The organism is Rhodospira trueperi (assembly GCF_900101965.1).
In the GTDB taxonomy this organism is placed as follows: domain Bacteria; phylum Pseudomonadota; class Alphaproteobacteria; order Rhodospirillales; family Rhodospirillaceae; genus Rhodospira; species Rhodospira trueperi.
This window is the reverse complement of the sequence record NZ_FNAP01000001.1, coordinates 452,037-465,607: the sequence shown is the minus strand read 5'-3', so window position 1 is coordinate 465,607 and position 13,571 is coordinate 452,037. Positions and strand designations below refer to the sequence as shown.

The 13,571-nt window shown below is 63.6% G+C and carries 12 protein-coding genes; 5 read left to right on the top strand and 7 right to left on the bottom strand.

The window, feature by feature from the left end; genetic code table 11:
• The first annotated feature begins 67 nt into the window (after positions 1-67).
• Entirely contained in the window at positions 68-2,188 is a 2,121-nt protein-coding gene (locus BLS85_RS02125; protein WP_176793268.1) for a sodium-translocating pyrophosphatase, read from the top strand.
• A 130-nt stretch (positions 2,189-2,318) separates the two neighbouring features.
• Here the strand turns inward: BLS85_RS02125 and BLS85_RS02120 are convergent, their stop codons facing one another.
• The 4 genes from BLS85_RS02120 to BLS85_RS02105 all read right to left on the bottom strand — a co-directional run bounded on the left by BLS85_RS02120 (position 2,319) and on the right by BLS85_RS02105 (position 6,317).
• Positions 2,319-2,702 (bottom strand): type II toxin-antitoxin system VapC family toxin, encoded by a 384-nt coding sequence (locus tag BLS85_RS02120; protein ID WP_092781348.1) that lies wholly within the window; start codon positions 2,700-2,702, stop codon positions 2,319-2,321.
• Positions 2,699-2,956 (bottom strand): type II toxin-antitoxin system Phd/YefM family antitoxin, encoded by a 258-nt coding sequence (locus BLS85_RS02115; protein WP_092781345.1) that lies wholly within the window; start codon positions 2,954-2,956, stop codon positions 2,699-2,701. Before BLS85_RS02115 ends, BLS85_RS02120 begins: the two co-directional genes overlap by 4 nt.
• A gap of 577 nt (positions 2,957-3,533) precedes the next feature.
• Positions 3,534-3,968 (bottom strand): hypothetical protein, encoded by a 435-nt coding sequence (locus tag BLS85_RS02110; protein WP_092781342.1) that lies wholly within the window; start codon positions 3,966-3,968, stop codon positions 3,534-3,536.
• Between the two features lie 333 nt (positions 3,969-4,301).
• A complete protein-coding gene (locus BLS85_RS02105; protein ID WP_092781340.1) occupies positions 4,302-6,317 on the bottom strand; it encodes a protein meaA in 2,016 nt (671 codons plus the stop codon).
• 241 nt (positions 6,318-6,558) lie between these two features.
• Here BLS85_RS02105 and ccrA point away from each other — a divergent pair, with 241 nt between their 5' ends.
• The 3 genes from ccrA to BLS85_RS02090 all read left to right on the top strand — a co-directional run bounded on the left by ccrA (position 6,559) and on the right by BLS85_RS02090 (position 9,941).
• On the top strand, positions 6,559-7,842 hold the full coding sequence (gene ccrA / locus BLS85_RS02100) for a crotonyl-CoA carboxylase/reductase (protein ID WP_092781338.1): 1,284 nt from the start codon (positions 6,559-6,561) through the stop codon (positions 7,840-7,842).
• Positions 7,843-7,919: 77 nt separating this feature from the next.
• Positions 7,920-9,608: an acyl-CoA dehydrogenase family protein gene (locus tag BLS85_RS02095; RefSeq protein WP_092781335.1), complete on the top strand. Its 1,689-nt coding sequence runs from the start codon at positions 7,920-7,922 to the stop codon at positions 9,606-9,608.
• Between the two features lie 117 nt (positions 9,609-9,725).
• Positions 9,726-9,941 (top strand): DUF3126 family protein, encoded by a 216-nt coding sequence (locus tag BLS85_RS02090; RefSeq protein WP_092781332.1) that lies wholly within the window; start codon positions 9,726-9,728, stop codon positions 9,939-9,941.
• 13 nt (positions 9,942-9,954) lie between these two features.
• On the opposite strand, the gene BLS85_RS02085 is transcribed toward BLS85_RS02090, so the two are convergent.
• From BLS85_RS02085 to motA, 3 genes are all read right to left on the bottom strand, one after another.
• Positions 9,955-10,680: an arginyltransferase gene (locus BLS85_RS02085; RefSeq protein WP_092781329.1), complete on the bottom strand. Its 726-nt coding sequence runs from the start codon at positions 10,678-10,680 to the stop codon at positions 9,955-9,957.
• Positions 10,681-10,786: 106 nt separating this feature from the next.
• On the bottom strand, positions 10,787-11,800 hold the full coding sequence (locus BLS85_RS02080; RefSeq protein ID WP_092781326.1) for a flagellar motor protein MotB: 1,014 nt from the start codon (positions 11,798-11,800) through the stop codon (positions 10,787-10,789).
• Positions 11,801-11,936: 136 nt separating this feature from the next.
• Entirely contained in the window at positions 11,937-12,794 is an 858-nt protein-coding gene (gene motA, locus BLS85_RS02075; protein ID WP_092781323.1) for a flagellar motor stator protein MotA, read from the bottom strand.
• A 243-nt stretch (positions 12,795-13,037) separates the two neighbouring features.
• Between motA and BLS85_RS02070 the strand changes: the two genes are divergently transcribed.
• A complete protein-coding gene (locus tag BLS85_RS02070; RefSeq protein ID WP_092782126.1) occupies positions 13,038-13,511 on the top strand; it encodes a flavin reductase family protein in 474 nt (157 codons plus the stop codon).
• Positions 13,512-13,571: the final 60 nt, after the last annotated feature.

The following is a 13,571-nucleotide window of genomic DNA, read 5'->3' as shown; positions in this document are numbered from 1 at the left end:
TCGGTCGGGAGCGCATCCCGGGGCCCGGACGGACGGTCAAACTCTCAACTGAAGGACGCAATCCAAGATGTTGATCGTACTTTATATTTTCGTCATCGCGTGCGGCCTGGCGGCGCTCGTGTATGGCGTCAGGACGGTGCGGGAGATCCTCGCCGCCGACAGTGGCACCGACGAGATGCGCCGCATCGCGGGGGCCGTGCAGGAGGGGGCACAGGCCTATCTGCGACGACAGTACCTGACCATCGCCGGAGTCGGGATCGTCGTGTTCGTGATTCTCATGTTCGTTCTGGACCTGACGGTGGCCTTCGGCTTCGCCCTCGGCGCCATCTGCTCGGGCGTTGCCGGCTTCGTCGGCATGCTCGTGTCCGTGCGCGCCAACGTGCGCACGGCCGAAGGCGCCCGCCACGGCCTGGGGCGCGGCCTGGACATCGCGTTCAAGAGCGGCGCGGTCACGGGCATGCTGGTGGCCGGTTTGGCCCTGCTGGCGGTCGTCTGCTACTACGTCATCCTGCTCATGATGGGCGCCGAAGGGCGCGGCCTGATTGACCCGCTGGTGGCGCTGGGCTTCGGCGCGTCGCTGATCTCCATCTTCGCCCGACTGGGCGGTGGCATCTTCACCAAGGGCGCCGATGTGGGCGCGGACCTGGTGGGCAAGGTCGAGGCCGGCATCCCCGAGGATGACCCGCGCAACCCGGCCGTGATCGCGGACAACGTGGGCGACAACGTCGGCGACTGCGCCGGCATGGCCGCCGACCTGTTCGAAACCTACGCTGTGACCGTGGTGGCCACCATGGTGCTGGCGTCCATCTTCTTCATGGGCTCCGACTGGCAGTCCACCATGATGGCCTATCCGCTGGCCATCGGTGGCGTGTGCATCCTGGCGTCGATCGCCGGCACCTACTACGTCAAGCTGAAGGAAGGCTCGACCAAGATAATGGGAGCGCTGTATCGCGGCTTCCTGATGTCGGCGCTGTTCTCGCTGGGCGGCATCTTCCTGATGACCATTCTGCTGTTGGGCTTCACCAACGAATGGACGGTGGGCGGCAGCACCTTCGGGCCGTTCAGCCTGTTCTTCTGCGCCGTCATCGGTCTGGTGGTGACCGGTCTCATCATCTGGGTCACCGAGTACTACACCGCGACCGAGTTCCGCCCGGTGCGGTCGGTGGCCAAGGCCTCGCTGACGGGGCACGCGACCAACGTGATCCAGGGCCTGGCGATCTCCATGGAAGCCACCGCGCTGCCGGCGATCATCATCTGCGCGGCCATCATTTCCACGTACATGCTGGCCGGCCTGTTCGGCATCGCCATTTCGGTGACAGCAATGCTCGCGCTGGCGGGCATGGTCGTGGCCTTGGATGCCTATGGTCCGGTGACGGACAACGCCGGCGGCATCGCCGAGATGGCCGAGCTGGACGAGGACGTGCGCAAGACCACCGATCTGCTGGATGCGGTCGGCAACACCACCAAGGCCGTCACCAAAGGCTATGCCATTGGCTCCGCCGGCCTGGGCGCGCTGGTCCTGTTTGCGGCGTACACCTCCGACCTCGCCTACTTCACGGCCAACCCGGCCGACTACCCGATGTTCGAGGGCATTGAGGTCAACTTCTCGCTGTCCAATCCGTTCGTCGTTGTCGGCCTGTTCGTCGGCGGCCTGCTGCCCTTCCTCTTCGGCGCCATGGGCATGACCGCCGTGGGGCGCGCCGCCAGCGCGGTGGTCAACGAGGTGCGGCGCCAGTTCAAGGAAATCCCGGGCATCATGGAACGCACGGCCAAACCCGAGTACGGCCGTTGCGTGGACATGCTGACCAAGGCGGCGATCTGGGAAATGATTGTTCCCTCAATGCTGCCGGTGTTGTCGCCAATCGTGCTGTTCTTCGTCATCCAGGCCATTGCCGGTCCGTCGGCCGCGTTCTCGGCCCTGGGAGCGATGCTGCTGGGCGTGATCGTGACCGGCCTGTTCGTGGCCATCTCGATGACCTCCGGCGGCGGCGCCTGGGACAACGCCAAGAAGTACATCGAGGACGGCAACCACGGCGGCAAGGGCTCCGAAGCCCACAAGGCTGCGGTGACCGGCGATACCGTGGGTGATCCTTACAAGGACACCGCTGGTCCGGCGGTGAACCCGATGATCAAGATCACCAACATCGTCGCCCTGCTGCTGCTGGCCGTCATGGCTCACGGCGTGTGACATCCGACCGGGGCGGGCGGCTTTCCTTTTGGGGGACGCCGCCCGCCGCGCATGAGAAACGGCGCGCCGGGGGCACCCGACGCGCCGTTCTCATTCGGCTCTCCCTGCCGATTCGTCCTGTGTGGATCGTTCAGAGGACGCTTTGTATGTCCATCCGGGAAAAATCGTCGCCCACAGACAGCAGGCGGCAGCCGTTCTCCTTGGCGACCTGATAGGCGAAGCAATCGCCAAGGTTCAGCGCCGCCGGATGGATGCCCTTGCCCCATCGCTGATAGGCCTGGGCGATGTGCCGAGCAGAGGCCAAGGATACGCCGACGACCTCAAAGCCCAGCCCCTCGATCAGTCGACCCATCTCGTCGCCCACGTTCCGCCGGCCGGCGACGATCAGGGCTTCGGCGACGGTGCCCGCCGAGATCAGTGGCGTGTCGTCTGTCTCCGGGGCGGCGGCACAGGCCTCGGCGTCCGGTTCGTTGAGGAGGATGGCCATCAGGGCCGACGTATCCACCGCGATCATTGTGGAAGGCCGTCTTCGCCGTACAGGACGTCCTGACTCCGGGCCGCGTTGGCGCCAGGGGTGGCCTTGACGGCGGCGTTCGCGCGGACCGCGTCGAGCAGCGCCTTGCGAGTCGCGCGGTTTGGTTTCGCGCTCACCGGCACAAGGCGCACGGCCGGATGACCATAACGGGTCAGAACCACCTCGTCCCCCGCTTCGGCGCGCCGCACCAGATCCGTCAGTTGGCTTTTGGCGTCTGTCACCGACACCTGCATCGGACACTCCTCCGCAAACAGTTCCCCCGCTACATCTTCAGAAATAGACCTACGAATGGTCCATCTCAAAGCATGGAGACGCCATTGAACCGGTCCGTTTTCTCGACTGGGCGCGGACTTGCTCGCCAAAGCGCATCTGCGCGCAATGAGTCCACCGCGTGAGGAGAACGGCCGGAGGGGGAAGCGCCGGGGAGACATGACGGGCCGCTTTTCCGAGTTCCAAACGACAACGCCCGCCACGACGGATCGTGGCGGGCGTTGGGGTCGTTTGATTGCGAACCGGTGCGTGGCTGAAGCGCGATGGTTCGCGGGGTCTTGCTCTGGATGTTGGGCGAACCTTGCTGAAGGGTCCGTCCGTGGAGGGGTTATGGCTGTCTTTCGGAGGTATCCCCGCTGCCACGAGGTTCAGGTTAAGCCGTGGAGTGCCGCTCCTGATGATGCGAACATAGCGCACCGCTCGTGACGGGGAGTTTTCCGCCGCATGACAATTTCGTAAGGGCTGCAACGCCCGCGAACGCTGGCTTCGGATCCGCCCAGGCGATTCAACGCGGGGCGGATCAAAAAGTGGTCATCCCGTTCAGAGTATCGCGAGATAGTTTTCTTCCACGCCATGCTCCGCGCGGAGCTTTTTCATCACCAAGCGGCCCAACGCATCGCCAACGCCCCACGGACCGGATTTTTCGCTGAACAATGCGGTTTCCGTGGCCAGATCCTCAGGCATCAATGTGAGTCTCACGACGGGTTTCCCCGGCCGGCCAAAAAGCTGAACATCCACCCAGAACATGTAATTCTGGTCGGCTAGGTATTGTTGTCGGGTTTCAATGTCGTCGCTGTCCGTCTTCATGGGAGGTATGGGAGGACCGGACACTCTGACGAGGCGGGCAAAGGAGTCCGCCGCAGGGCGTTTCAGTTTTGCGGTGAACGTCCTTCCTGAGAAGGGATCCCGCCGCTCTTCCAGATGCCAGCTTTCCCAGACGGATCGCTTCCCAATGTATTCCTGGAGGCGTTCCATGGCCTCGCCAGTCCAGCCGCCTTTCGGCAATTGGTGACCGGCCCTGCGGAGATGGGCGGACAGACACCTGTAGCAGTACGTGCCACTGCATTCGCATCGCGTCAGATTTTCAGCGTCGTAGCTCTCTCCGCATCCCCCGCATGTCTCGCGCATGACCTTTCCCTTTGGACCTCGACGCCCCTGAGGTTCCGGCAGTCCCGTCGATGACGAGCCGACGGTTCTTGCCCGGGATCCGGGCGCGAGAACACACGCCTGGATCCCTTTTCAGGTTGCCATAACATCGTTGCCCTGGGGAAGGCGGCGACGCGTGATGTCTGAGCGCAATGACCGACGTCACGCCGCTCGCTGCTGGTCCGGATCGATGATGGTGATGATGTCGTCCATGATCGCCGTCAGGTCATAGTCCTTCGGCGTGTAGATCCGGGCCGCCCCGGCGGCAAGCAGGGTGCGTTCATCCTCGGCCGGGATGATGCCGCCGGCGATGACCGGAATGTCGCCCAGACCGACGGCGCGCATGCGGTCCAGCACATCGGTCACCAGGGTGATGTGCGACCCCGACAGAATCGACAGGCCGACCACATGCACGCCTTCTTCCAGCGCGGCGTTGACGATCTGCGCCGGGGTCAGGCGGATGCCCTCGTAGACCACCTCCATCCCGGCGTCGCGGGCGCGCACGGCGATCTGTTCGGCGCCGTTGGAGTGGCCGTCCAGGCCCGGCTTGCCGACCAGGATCTTGACCCGCCGGCCGAGCCGGGCGGAGACCTCCTCGACCCGTTCGCGCACCGCGCTCATGCGCTCGCCGGCGGTGGTCTCGCTGGCGTTACGGGCCACACCGGTGGGCGCCCGATACTCGCCGAAGATGTCACGGAGCGTCTGGCCCCATTCACCCGTTGTCACGCCCGCATGGGCGCAGGCGATGGACGGTTCCATGATGTTGCGGCCTTCCCGCGCGGCCGCCGCGAGGTCGGCCAGCGCCGCCTGCGCGGCCGTGTCGTCGCGCTGAGCGCGCCATGCCTTCAGGCTTTCGATCTGGTCGCGCTCGGCCTGGGGATCGACCGCCATGATCGCGCCGTCGCCGGTGGACAGCGGGCTGGGGGCGGCCTCGGTGTACTTGTTGACGCCCACGACGACCATATCGCCCGATTCGATGCCGGCCAACCGCCGGGTGTTCGACTCAACGAGCTTCTGCTTCATATAGCTGGATTCGACCGCCGCCACGGCGCCGCCCATGGCCTCGATGCGGTCCAGTTCGGCGCGGGCCTGCTCCTTCAGAGCCTCGACCTTGCGGGTGATCTCGGCGGACCCGTCGAAGAGGTCGCCGTACTCCAACAGGTCCGTTTCGAACGCCACGATCTGTTGCAGACGCAAGGACCACTGCTGGTCCCAGGGCCGGGGCAGGCCCAGCGCCTCGTTCCAGGCGGGCAACTGCACAGCGCGGGCACGGGCGTTCTTCGACAGCACGACCGCCAGCATCTCCAGAAGGATGCGGTAGACGTTGTTCTCGGGTTGCTGTTCGGTCAGGCCCAGGCTGTTGACCTGCACACCGTAGCGGAAGCGGCGGTACTTTTCGTTTTCAACGCCGTAGCGCTCGCGGCACATCTCGTCCCACAGCTCGCAGAACGCGCGCATCTTGCACAGTTCCGTTACGAAGCGGATGCCGGCGTTGACGAAAAAGCTGATGCGGCCGACCACGACGGGGAAGTCCTCGGGCGGGACCTGCCCGGAGTCGCGCACCGTATCCAGCACCGCCCGGGCGGTCGCCATGGCATAGGCCAGTTCCTGCTCCGGCGTCGCGCCCGCTTCCTGGAGATGGTAGGAACAGATGTTGGTGGGGTTCCACTTGGGAACCTCCTTATACGTGAACGCGATCACGTCGTTGATGAGGCGCAGCGAGGGTTCCGGCGGAAAGATGTAGGTGCCGCGCGACAGGTATTCCTTGATGATGTCGTTCTGGACCGTGCCCTGAAGCTTGGAGCGATCCGCGCCCTGCTTCTCCGCCGTGGCGATGTACAACGCCAGCAGCCATGCCGCAGGGGCGTTGATGGTCATCGACGTGTTCATCTTCTCCAGCGGGATCTGATCGAAGAGCGTCATCATGTCGCCCAGGTGGCAGATGGGCACGCCAACCTTCCCGACCTCGCCGGTCGCCAGCACATGATCGGAGTCGTATCCGGTCTGGGTCGGCAGATCGAAGGCCACCGACAGACCCGTCTGCCCGCGCGCGAGATTGGTGCGATACAACTCATTCGAGGCCTTGGCCGAGGAATGGCCGGAGTAGGTCCGGAACAGCCACGGCTTGTCACGCTGCGGCGCAGCATTCTGGGCGGGGGATGCTGGCGTGCCGGTCATGCTCGTCTCCATTTTCGCGCGACCAATGGTTCACATAACCACTATGAGGTCGGTTTCCGCAGAACTATAATTACCTTGCATATAGCCCGGGCGAAATTATTTATCAGTTTGTGCATTGCGATGGAAGAGTGAAGTCGGGTATAGCCTGAAGCTAACGGGACCGCGACATTGAGGCTCTTCGCAGTCGCCGCAATCCGTCGCAGTCGAAACGCAAGAACGCCAGTTCAGGGAGTTCCGAGGCATGAGCAACGCCAACGCCGAGGTCGCTGATCCGCTGTCGAATCAGGACAAGAAGGACCTTTACGAACTGGGGGAGATTCCCCCGCTGGGACATGTGCCGAAGCAGATGTACGCCTGGGCGATCCGCCGCGAACGGCACGGCCCGCCGGAATCGGCCATGCAGGTTGAGGTCGTGGACGTTCCCAAGCTGGAGTCCCACGAGGTTCTGGTGATGGTGATGGCTGCTGGCGTCAACTACAACGGCATCTGGGCCTCGCTGGGCGAGCCGGTCTCCACGTTCGATGTTCACAAGGCGGATTTTCACATCGCCGGCTCGGATGCCTCCGGCATCGTGTGGGCCGTCGGCTCGCAGGTGAAACGCTGGAAGGTGGGCGATGAGGTCGTCGTCCACTGCAACCAGGATGACGGCGACGACGAGGAGTGCAACGGCGGCGACCCCATGTTCTCGGCGACCCAGCGCATCTGGGGCTATGAGACCCCGGACGGGTCCTTCGCCCAGTTCACGAATGTCCAGGCGCAGCAGTTGATGGCGCGCCCCAAGCATCTGACCTGGGAAGAGAGTGCGTGCTACACTCTGACGCTGGCCACCGCCTACCGCATGCTGTTCGGTCACCGCCCGCATGTGCTGCGGCCGGGCCAGAACGTGCTGATCTGGGGCGCGTCGGGCGGCCTGGGCGCGATGGCGGTGCAGCTCTGCGCGGTCTCCGGCGCCAACGCGATCGGCGTCATATCCGACGAGACCAAGCGTGACTTCGTGATGTCGCTGGGCGCCAAAGGCGTCCTCAACCGCAAGGACTTCAATTGTTGGGGCCGTCTGCCGGACGTCAACGGGCCGGAGTTCAAGGCCTACATGAAGGAATCCTACAAGTTCGGCCGCGCCATCTGGGAGTTCACCGGCAAGGGCAATGACGTCGACTTGGTGTTCGAGCACCCGGGCGAGCAGACCTTCCCGGTTTCGTGTTTGGTGGTCAAACGGGGCGGCATGGTCGTGTTCTGCGCCGGAACGACAGGGTTCAACCTGACGTTTGACGCCCGCTTCGTCTGGATGCGCCAGAAGCGAATCCAGGGCAGCCACTTCGCCAACCTGTTGCAGGCCTCCCAGGCCAACCAATTGGTAATCGAGCGGCGCCTTGATCCGTGCATGTCCGAGGTGTTCACCTGGGATCAGATTCCCCAAGCTCACACCAAGATGTGGAAAAACGAGCACAAGCCGGGGAACATGGCGGTGTTGGTCCAGGCCGTGAAGCCGGGCCGCCGTACCGTCGAGGAGTGCCTGCCGGGCTGATCCTGGTCGTTCGGCACTCACCAATGCTCGGGCCGGCGCGCCCGGGCCGGCTTCTTTGACGGGCTCAGGGGAACATCATGGCAGGCTCTCTCATCGTTCAGGACCTTTTGCACACCTGTGAACGCTCGTTCGAAACCGTGCGTCAGGTGCTGGGGGTCATCCGCGACCACATCGCCAAGGAACTCAGCACCGACGGCAAGCTTGACGCCGCGCTGATGGAGCGCGAGCAGCACGCCACCCATGGCTTTGCCTGGTTCGCCACCTATGTGACCGCGCTGGGCGAGATGCTGGCGTGGGGCAAGCGCCTGGAGGCCGAGGGACGGTTCGGCGAGCTTGAACAGCTCATTCTTCAGGCCGCCTACTCCGAGTATCTGCACCAGATCTTCGGCGGCCTGCCCATGAGCCAGGGCGAGTTCGTCCGGCTGGCCGACTTCGGCATCGAGGTGCGCGAGCGCAAGGCGTTGCAGACGCCCTATACCACGTTGCTGCGCGAGCACGGCTTCACGGCCGCCTGCAAGGCCCGGATTGCCGAATTGATGAAGGACGGCAATTTCGGTGATCTGGGGTTGGAGGACGAAACGCTGGATCTGGTCCGCGACCAGTTCCGCAAGTTCGTCGACGATCAGGTGCAGCCGCACGCCCACGGCTGGCACGAGAAGGACGAATTGATCCCCCTGGAGGTCATCGAGCAGATGGCCGAAATGGGCGTCTTCGGCCTGACCGTGCCCGAGGACTTCGGTGGCAGCGGCATGGGCAAGATGGCCATGTGCGTGGTCACCGAGGAACTGTCGCGCGGCTATATCGGCGTGGGATCCTTGGGCACCCGCTCGGAGATCGCCGCTGAGTTGATCCGCCTGGGCGGGACCGAGGAGCAGAAACAGCACTATCTGCCGAAGATCGCCAGCGGCGAGATTCTGCCCACGGCCGTCTTCACGGAGCCCAATACCGGCTCGGACTTGGGCAGCGTGCGGACTCGCGCCGTCCTGCAGGGCGACCAGTGGGTGGTCAACGGCAACAAGACCTGGATCACCCACGCCGCGCGCACCGACCTGATGACCCTGATGGCCCGAACCAATCCGGACGAGCCGGGCTACAAGGGTCTTTCGATGTTCCTTGCGCCCAAGCCACGCGGCACGGACGACACTCCGTTCCCGGCCGACGGCATGAGCGGAGGGGAGATCGAGGTTCTGGGCTATCGGGGCATGAAGGAATACGAGCTGTCCTTCGACGGCTTCCACATGCCCAAGGATGCCCTGCTTGGTGGGGTCGAGGGGCAGGGCTTCAAGCAACTGATGGAAACCTTTGAATCGGCCCGTATTCAGACCGCCGCCCGCGCCGTGGGCGTGGCCCAATGTGCGCTGGAGGAGGGGCTCAAATACGCCCAGGAACGGGTCCAGTTCGGCAAGCCGCTGTTTGCCTTCCCGCGGGTCCACGGCAAGCTGGCGTGGATGGTGGTGGAAACCATGATCGCCCGCCAGATCACCTATATGTCGGCGCGCGAGAAGGACAGCGACATCCGTTGCGATATCGAGGCCGGCATGGCCAAGCTGCTGGCCGCGCGGGTGGCCTGGTCGAACGCCGACAACGCCCTTCAGATCCATGGAGGCAACGGTTACGCGCTCGAATATCCGATCAGCCGTATCCTGTGCGACGCAAGGATTCTCAATATCTTCGAGGGCGCGGCTGAGATTCAGGCTCAAGTTGTAGCGCGTGGCCTGCTGAGCGGACGGGGCAGCGTCCAGAACCGCAAAAACAAGCCAGCGTAGGACACAGACGGTTCTTTCCGTTGACCGGGCGGTGCCTTCCGTGTTGGAACCACCGGCAACGCGCGGCACAAAACCGGGCGTTACCGGGTTTCGACATGGGGCAGACGGGAGGCACTCTTGAATCGGCAGGAAATCAATCAGGTCCAGACCTATCTGCGCCAAGTGTTTTCAAATGACGGGATCACGCTGACCGTGCCGAAGAAGCCGAACGATCCGGTCGAGGTCTGGTTGGGTCGCGAGTTTCTCGGCACCTTGTATCGTGACGAGGACGAGGGCGAGATTTCCTACGATTTCAATATGACCATCCTTGAGGTCGATCTTCCTGCCAAATAGGTCTGTCTCAGGGTCAGTCGCGCAGACGGTACCAGCCTTTGGCGCCGAAGGCCTCGAGCGGCCGGAAGCGGGTTTTGTAGGCCATCTTGCGGGACTCCTCGATCCAGTAGCCGAGATAGACGTAGCCAAGCCCTTCCGCGCGGGCGCGCGACACCATCCACAGAACCATATGGGTCCCCAGGCTGCGCTTGGTCGGCACGTTGGGATCGAAGAAGGAATAGACGGCCGAGAGCCCGTCCGCCATGCGGTCCATCAGGCAGGCCCCCAGAAGTGCGCCGTCCGGACCCCGAAACTCCGCCATCGCGGTATCAATCGGGCTGTCCTCGACCATCGAGCGATAATCGAAGAATCCCATTAGCGCCATGTCGCTTTCGCCGTGACGACAGTGCTGATACCGGGAAAACACTTGGTACTGCTCCGCCGTTGCGGTCGCCGGCAGCAGGTCCACGTCCACATCCCGGTTGGCGTTCCAGATGCGCCGCAGGGTGCCTTTCGGCGCGAATCCGTCAACGACGATCCGCACGGGCACGCAGGCCTGACATTCGGGGCAGGCCGGGGCGTAAGCAATGGTGTGGCTGCGCCGGAAGCCCGCGCGGGACAGGGCGTCATGAACCGCGTCGGCGCCATGCCCTGACAGGTCCGTGACGATCTTGCGCTCCAGGCGGCCGTCCAGATAGGGGCACGGCATCGGGGCCGTGGTGAAAAAGAACTGTGGACGCTTGAGCGGTGTCTGATCCATGGGCGCGGCACCGGTCCCTTGCCGAAAAGGCCTTGCAGCGGAAATATGACGCCGTTGGCGCCGGGCGCCAACCCCATCGCACTGTCACCCGGCGTTGCGCTCAGAACTAAAGGTCATTCGCCGGCGACAGGTCAATGATGCTGGGCAGGCTCGGCACCACATCCTGCTGGGCCTGGGCATACAGGTCCGCGTCGCGCAGCAGTACGATGTCGATGCGCCGGTTTCGCGGGTCATCCGGGGTTTCCGGAATCAACGGGTCCGCGGAGGCCTTTCCGACCACGCCGTCGATGCGCTCCGGATCAATGCCGGATGCCAGCAGCACCCGGCGGCTGGCGAGGGCCCGATCCGCCGACAGTTCCCAGTTGCTGTATCCGGTCGGATCAATGAACGGTGCGTTGTCGGTGTGCCCGGTGATCCGCAGCTTGTTGGGCATCTCCCCGATGGCTTGGCCAACCAGGCCAAGCAGCAGGCGGGTATGTTCGTACATCGCGGACGACCCGCCCGGGAACATGGCCAGCCGGTCCTGGTCCAGCAACTGGATTTTCAGGCCGTCCTCGGTTTCCTCAATGACCAGACTGTCCTGCAACTGCTCAAGGTCGGGCACCGCCTGGATCGCCTGCCGCAAGGTCTGGGCGGCCTCCTCGAAGCTGGCCTCTTGCGCGGCCTCGGCGGCGGCCTGCTCGGGATCTTCGGCCGGGCCCTCGCCGGGCCCCATGTTCTCGTCTTCTCCAGACGGGAAATCGGGCTGGGTCTCGTCGAGGGACAGGCCTTCGGCCGGGTCGGTGAAGTCGTTGCCGCCGATGCCGATGGTCGGCGGCGGCAGGACAGGCTGTGAGGAGGGCGACGCGCTCTGCGCCGAGTTGGCGCCGACGCCGACGACCTGTCCGCCCAGCATGCCGCCGGCACCGCTGGTGCTTTCCGACACGGCCGTGGGGGCGAAGTAGTTGGAAATGCCGTGCAACTGCTCTTCCGTGACCGAGTTGAGCAGCCACAGGAGCAGGAAAAAGGCCATCATGGCGGTCACGAAGTCGGCGTAGGCGACCTTCCACGCGCCGCCGTGGTGGCCGTGACCGCCCTTCTTGACGCGCTTGATGATGACGGCGTTCTGTTCCTCGGCCATGGCTCCGCCGCTACGTCCAACCTGGGGTACGGGGCCGCGTCACGACGATCCCCAAAAGGACCATGAAACACGGATTTCACAAACAAACACAACAGACCGGCCGCCATCCCGTGCTGGCGGAACGAGGAAATGGCCGTCAGTCCGACATATTGGTGACCGCGTCCTCCACTTCCGCAAACGTGGGACGAACGGACGGCGACAGGATTTTTCGGGCGAACTCGATCGAGACCTGCGGGGCATAGCCCTGCATGTGGGCCAGCAGGGCCGCCTTGATGCAATTCAGGTATTCCGTGTCAGCGTCGTAGGCCGTGGCGATGGCCTTACCAAACGGCGCGAAAAAACCGTACGAGAACAGCACGCCAGAGAACGTACCGACCAGGGCGGCACCGATCAGGTGACCCAGCACCTCCGGCGGTTCTGTGATCGATCCCATGGTGTGAATCACGCCCAGCACCGCCGCGACAATGCCCAGCGCGGGCATGGCGTCGGCCATGGTGGTGACGGCCTCAGCGACAGAATGGTTTTCCTTGTGGTGGGCCTCGATCTCGCCGTCGACGATGGTTTCCACCTCGTGGGCGTTGTTCGTGCCAAGTGTCAGAAGGCGCAGGTAGTCGCACAGGAACTCGAGGTTATGGTGGTTGGAAGAAAAGCCCGAAAACTTCTGAAAGATCGTGCTCTCCTCCGGTTTTTCCACGTGACTTTCAAGGGCGAGATCGCCCTTCGTCTTTGCCAGCCGGAACAACGTGTATAGCAGCGTCAGGAGTTCCAGGTAGTGTGACTTCTTGTACTTCGGTCCTTTCAGCATAGGGCCAATGGACTTGGCCGTGTTTGAAATCAGCGTCTTGGACCCGCCGATGACAAACGCGCCGATCGCCGCGCCGAAGATGATCAGGAACTCGTAAGGCTGCCAGAGGACATCAAGGTGTCCGCCACCAAGAGCGTAGCCTCCGATCACACAGACAATCACGATGATGGTACCGACGATAACAAGCATCTAGAATCGCGATCCTGTTTCAGTAGCCAACCAGGGCCGACCCGCCATGGCTGACGATCATAGCGCCCTGCCGCCTTTCGGGCGAGCAGAATGGAGGACACTTCGAAAAACGTCTAAGGGAGGATCTCCCACCAAACTTGACATAACCTGAACATCGCAGCGTATCCAATGGAAATCAAACATTGGCGCCTTCACCGCGATGCGCTAAGACCCCGAAAGGCGATGAGACGGGAGGCCATGCAGATGTCGGTTGATGAAAGCGCTTTTCGTAAAGCCATGGGATGTTTCGCCAGCGGCGTGACGGTGGTGACGGCGTGTACGGCCGAAGGCCAACCGGTAGGATTGACGGTGAGCGCCTTCTCGTCGGTGTCGCTGAGGCCGCCGCTGGTCCTGATTTGCCTTGGCGACCGCACATCCAATCTGGAGTCGTTCCGACGGGGCCCGTTCGCGGTCAACATCCTGGCGGAGTCACAACGGGACATCTCGACGCGATTCGCGGAAAAGCGGGACGATCGCTTTGACGGCATCAGCCACGCCCCGGGCGAGAACGGTGCCCCCGTTCTGGCCGGATGCCTGGCCACCGTCGAATGCGACGTGCATGACGTGTTCACCGTCGGCGACCACGACATCATCGTTGGCGCCGTGACGCGCGTTTCAGGGCCAGAGGAGGCGGGACCTCTGGTTCACTGCCGGGGGCAGTACGCCGGTCTGGCGTGAACCGCGCCAGCCTGCCGATCCGGGGCATCGCCTCGCGAACACGCTTTGCTTCCTGAAATG

Bases quoted from the DNA above. Each gene is read 5' to 3' on its own strand.
- BLS85_RS02110 (WP_092781342.1), bottom strand. From the start codon at position 3,968: ATGGAACGCCTCCAGGAATACATTGGGAAGCGATCCGTCTGGGAAAGC.
- BLS85_RS02080 (WP_092781326.1), bottom strand. From the start codon at position 11,800: ATGGCCGAGGAACAGAACGCCGTCATCATCAAGCGCGTCAAGAAGGGC.
- BLS85_RS02095 (WP_092781335.1), top strand. From the start codon at position 7,920: ATGGCAGGCTCTCTCATCGTTCAGGACCTTTTGCACACCTGTGAACGC.
- BLS85_RS02105 (WP_092781340.1), bottom strand. From the start codon at position 6,317: ATGACCGGCACGCCAGCATCCCCCGCCCAGAATGCTGCGCCGCAGCGT.
- BLS85_RS02085 (WP_092781329.1), bottom strand. From the start codon at position 10,680: ATGGATCAGACACCGCTCAAGCGTCCACAGTTCTTTTTCACCACGGCC.
- BLS85_RS02125 (WP_176793268.1), top strand. From the start codon at position 68: ATGTTGATCGTACTTTATATTTTCGTCATCGCGTGCGGCCTGGCGGCG.
- ccrA (WP_092781338.1), top strand. From the start codon at position 6,559: ATGAGCAACGCCAACGCCGAGGTCGCTGATCCGCTGTCGAATCAGGAC.
- BLS85_RS02120 (WP_092781348.1), bottom strand. From the start codon at position 2,702: ATGATCGCGGTGGATACGTCGGCCCTGATGGCCATCCTCCTCAACGAA.
- BLS85_RS02070 (WP_092782126.1), top strand. From the start codon at position 13,038: ATGTCGGTTGATGAAAGCGCTTTTCGTAAAGCCATGGGATGTTTCGCC.
- motA (WP_092781323.1), bottom strand. From the start codon at position 12,794: ATGCTTGTTATCGTCGGTACCATCATCGTGATTGTCTGTGTGATCGGA.
- BLS85_RS02115 (WP_092781345.1), bottom strand. From the start codon at position 2,956: ATGCAGGTGTCGGTGACAGACGCCAAAAGCCAACTGACGGATCTGGTG.